This window comes from Prochlorococcus sp. ALOHA_ZT_50 (genome assembly GCF_022447305.1).
Classification (GTDB): Bacteria; Cyanobacteriota; Cyanobacteriia; order PCC-6307; family Cyanobiaceae; genus Prochlorococcus_A.
In genome coordinates this window covers 1-4,270 of the sequence record NZ_JAKVCI010000047.1, presented here as the reverse complement: position 1 = coordinate 4,270, position 4,270 = coordinate 1, and the positions used below count along the sequence as shown (strand labels likewise).

The 4,270-nt window shown below is 32.8% G+C and carries 4 protein-coding genes and 1 tRNA gene; 2 read left to right on the top strand and 3 right to left on the bottom strand.

Annotated features, from left to right (window positions below; genetic code table 11):
• Positions 1-879: phosphate ABC transporter substrate-binding protein PstS (gene pstS, locus MK115_RS08930; RefSeq protein ID WP_287610837.1), on the top strand; the 879-nt coding region annotated here is incomplete at its 5' end.
• On the opposite strand, the gene arsJ is transcribed toward pstS, so the two are convergent.
• On the bottom strand, positions 847-2,103 hold the full coding sequence (gene arsJ, locus MK115_RS08925) for an organoarsenical effux MFS transporter ArsJ (protein WP_042850621.1): 1,257 nt from the start codon (positions 2,101-2,103) through the stop codon (positions 847-849). The two genes, pstS and arsJ, sit on opposite strands and share 33 nt — an antisense overlap.
• Before the next feature lie 5 nt (positions 2,104-2,108).
• On the bottom strand, positions 2,109-3,137 hold the full coding sequence (locus MK115_RS08920) for an ArsJ-associated glyceraldehyde-3-phosphate dehydrogenase (protein ID WP_042850620.1): 1,029 nt from the start codon (positions 3,135-3,137) through the stop codon (positions 2,109-2,111).
• A gap of 116 nt (positions 3,138-3,253) precedes the next feature.
• Between MK115_RS08920 and MK115_RS08915 the strand changes: the two genes are divergently transcribed.
• Positions 3,254-3,571, top strand: coding sequence for an ArsR/SmtB family transcription factor (locus MK115_RS08915; protein ID WP_042850619.1), 318 nt, complete (start codon positions 3,254-3,256; stop codon positions 3,569-3,571).
• A 281-nt stretch (positions 3,572-3,852) separates the two neighbouring features.
• On the opposite strand, the gene MK115_RS08910 is transcribed toward MK115_RS08915, so the two are convergent.
• Positions 3,853-3,929 (bottom strand) — tRNA-Pro (locus tag MK115_RS08910).
• Positions 3,930-4,270 lie beyond the last annotated feature (341 nt).

The window sequence follows — 4,270 nt, the reverse complement described above, 5'->3', positions numbered from 1 at the left end:
GGTGCTTCATTTCCCTCAAAAATTTATACCAGGTGGTTTTTTGACTTAGCCAAATCTGGAGGCCCAAGAGTTAATTATCAAGCAGTAGGTTCTGGTTCTGGCAGAAAAGCCTTTATAGATGAAACTGTAAATTTTGGTGCATCAGATGATCCTATGAAAGATTCTGATATAGAGAAAGTTAAAAGAGGACTTGTTCAAATACCGATGGTAGGCGGAACAATTGCGTTTGGATATAACTATGATTGCGACCTGAAACTAACTCAAGAACAAGCTGTTCAAGTAGCAATGGGAATGATAAAAAACTGGAAGGAATTAGGATGTAAGTCAGGTAAATTAACTTGGGCCCATCGTTCCGACGGTTCAGGCACGACTAAAGCTTTTACAAATTCTATGGAGGCTTTCTCTAAAACCTGGAATCTAGGTACTGGTAAATCTGTTAAATGGCCTTCGGGAGTTGGAGCAAAAGGCAATTCTGGTGTTGCAGGTGTTATTCAAAACACTCCTGGCGCAATTGGTTATGTAAACCAGTCATACATTAAAGGTAATGTTAAGGCTGCTGCACTTCAAAATCTTTCTGGTGAATTCGTTACTCCTAATACTGAATCAGGCGCGATAGCTTTAAATGGAATAACTCTTGATAAGAACTTGGCTGGTAAAAATCCAAACCCCACTGCTAAAGGAGCTTATCCAATAGCAACCTTAACTTGGATACTTGCTTATGAAACAGGTAATGGAAGGAATACTAAGGCAATTCAAGATACATTCTATAAATTGCTCAGCGATGAATACCAAGATAAAGCTCCTGCCTTGGGTTTCGTTCCCTTGAAAGGTGAAATTTTAAAAAAATCAATTGAAGCTGTTGGAAGAATAGGAAGGTAATTTAGAACTAGTAAGCCAAGCAATAAAAATCAAAATAGATGAAGTATATAAACAATACTGCATACCAATAGTGGCATTTTTACCGAGCATAAATAATAAGCCCGATAGTAGGGTTCCAAATAATCTTCCCGCTGCATTAGCCATATAGTAATAACCAACATTTAAACTTACTTTCTCATTATCTGAATAAGCCAAAATCAAGTAGGAATGAGTAGATGAATTCATTGCAAAAATAAAGCCGAATATTATTAATCCAATAACAATTACAGGACCTAATGATTTATCACCGTTTAATGCTCCTGCAATAAATAAAGGAATAACCGTCAAGATAAGTCCCCAAAATTGAACGGTAGTTTTTGTTGGGCTATTATTTTTCCCCCATACTTTTCTAAGTAATGGAGCTAATACTTGAAAGAAACCATAGATTATTATCCATCCACCCAAGAACAGCCCTATTTTTAAATAATCCCATCCAAAAGAAATGTCTAAAAATACTGGAAGAGCTACTACAAACCAGACATCTCTTGCTCCAAATAAGAAAAACCTTGCACTTGAAAGAATATTAATACCTTTAGACTTTGAATAAAGGTCTTTAAAAATTGGCTTTCTTTTCATTTTCCCTGAATCTTTAGGAAGACATAAAGTTAAAAAGAATGCGAAGCATAGACCTAAACCCATTATTCCAACTGCATTATTAAAGCCCAATAGCTTGTATAAGAGACCCCCTAGGAAGAAACCAACACCCTTAAGTGCATTTTTAGATCCTGTTAAAATTGAAACCCACTTAAATAATTGTTTTTGACTATTTTGATTATTCTCTTCTGAATCTGGAACTATTGATTTAACTGCACTTTTTGCACTCATTTTATTTAAATCTTTTGCTACCCCACTAAGTGCTTGGGCTAACATAACGTATGAGACGCTAAAGATTATTGACCAATTCTCTTTGACTGGAATCAGCATGAAAAGAGCAAGAATTTGCAGAATCGTTCCTATCCATAAAGTAAGTCTCAACCCATATCTTGCCCCTATCCATCCTCCAAAAAGATTTGTAATTATTCCAAAAAATTCATAGAAAAGAAAAAGTAAAGCAATTTGCAGAGTTGAATAACCAAGTTCATGAAAATGACCAACAACTAGTATTCTCAATGCACCGTCAGTAAGAGTAAATGCCCAATAGTTTGCGGTAACGACACTATATTGTTGAAGGCTAGATAACTTCATAAAAACTAAAATTTATTTTCTTTCTCAATTACATAAGAAGTAAGATCTGCAAGCCTGCAACTATAACCCCACTCATTGTCATACCAGGCATAAATCTTTAATAAATTAGAATTTACAACCATCGTTGAAAGTCCATCAATTATTGAACTTCTACAGTCATTTAAGTAATCAGCGGATACTAAGGGTCTCTCCTCGTATCCAAGAATACCTTTTAAGTATGTTTCAGATGCTTTTTTAAATTCATTATTTACTTGCTCTTCAGTTACTTCCTTATTTAATTCAAAAACTATATCGGTTAATGAGGCGTTTAGAAGTGGAACCCTTACTGCATGACCATTTAGTTTTCCTTCTAATTCAGGGAAAATTTCAGCAATCGCATTAGCTGATCCAGTTGTAGTAGGTATTAAGCTTTGCATGCATCCTCTTGCTCTTCTTAAGTCACTTTTGTAAAAATCTACTGGAGATTGTGTATTTGTAACGTCATGAATAGTTGTTATAACCCCATGTTTAATTGAGAAATTTTCATTAACAACTTTTACGATGGGAGCCAAGCAATTTGTAGTACAGGATGCTGCTGTAATTAATTTATGTTTTTCAGGTTTATAAAGGGCTTGATTAATTCCATAAACAATATTAAGTGCTTGTTCCCCTCCCACAATTCCTTTCACAGGACAAGCAACTATTACTTTTTTTATTCCAAGAGAATCAAAGTATGGATTTAATTCTTTAGGAGCTTTGTTTTTACCTGTACATTCCAAAACAAGATCAACCGAAGATTTATTCCATGGAACATCAAGATAGTTCTTTATTGATGTAAAGGAAATTTTTTTATCTTCAATTATTATTTCGTTGTCATTCGAAGCTATTTTTTTATTCCATTTACCATGAACAGAATCAAACTCTAGTAAATGAGATGCAGTTAAAGAATCCCCATTAATTTCATTTATATGAGTTATTTCAATATCTTTTCTTTCCCATAAAATTCTTAAAACTAACCTACCAATTCTTCCAAATCCGTTAATTCCAATTTTCATAGAAATATCAAAACCTAATATAATATATATCAAAAATAATTGATATATCAATAATTCTTGATATGTGTAATTAAATTTTTTAGGTTAGTATTTAAAAAGTTAATGATCTTTTGATTTTGTTAGAACAACTTAAAAAGATTGATAGTGATCAATTTATTGGGATAATGGAGTCCCTCTCAGATCCGATTAGAATAAATATTCTTGAATTAATGATGGGTGGAGAGATATGTGTTTGCGACATAGTTAAAGTAACTGGATTATCTCAATCTAAAATTTCCTATCATATAAAAATCCTTAAGGATTCAGGTCTTATCTCTGATAGACAAGAAGGTAGATGGGTTTACTACAAATTAGATTTGGAAGTATTATCAGATATTAAAAATTGGATGGGTAATTTAATTCAGTCATCATCAAGTAAAAGGTCTTGTGAATAAATGGTTTTTAACCTATTTAGGTTTTTTACTCATTACATATAAATAATTTTTAAATTGAAAATTAATTCTCAGGGTTGGAGTTTAATTTTCAGTATTGGTACTTTATTGATTATTTTATTTATTTAGAGGTTTAATGAACCTAGTGATGGTTAGCGATTAACTGGACAAAGTTATACAAGGCTATACAAATAATCGCTATTTAATCGCTATTTAAATTATTGAGACTTCTGAGAAATAAAAAAGCGAGTTGGGAGACTCGCTAGTATGACTTGGTTTTTAAATGGTCGGGGCGACAGGATTCGAACCTGCGACCTAGTGCTCCCAAAGCACCCGCGCTACCAAGCTGCGCCACGCCCCGCTCATAAGATCTTAGTTCATAACAGACATCTATAAAAGACCAAATTGCTAAATATTTTATAAAAAATCACTTTTGAGGATAGGAAATGAGTTTTGTCACTATTTTTTCACTAGATAAATTGATGTTTTGTCACTAGATATAGGATTTATAACTTTGTCGACACTTTCAAGGGAAATGTCATACCCGTTGTTAATGCTCAACTCTAAATTGTATTAATTAACTCTTTTTATTAGATACTTTGATTTATATTTGTTTTATTGTATTTTTTTATGATTAAAAGAATTCTTAAACCGCTTGAGATATATATCCTCTCAGTAGCATTCTTCTTCTCAGTATCTTTC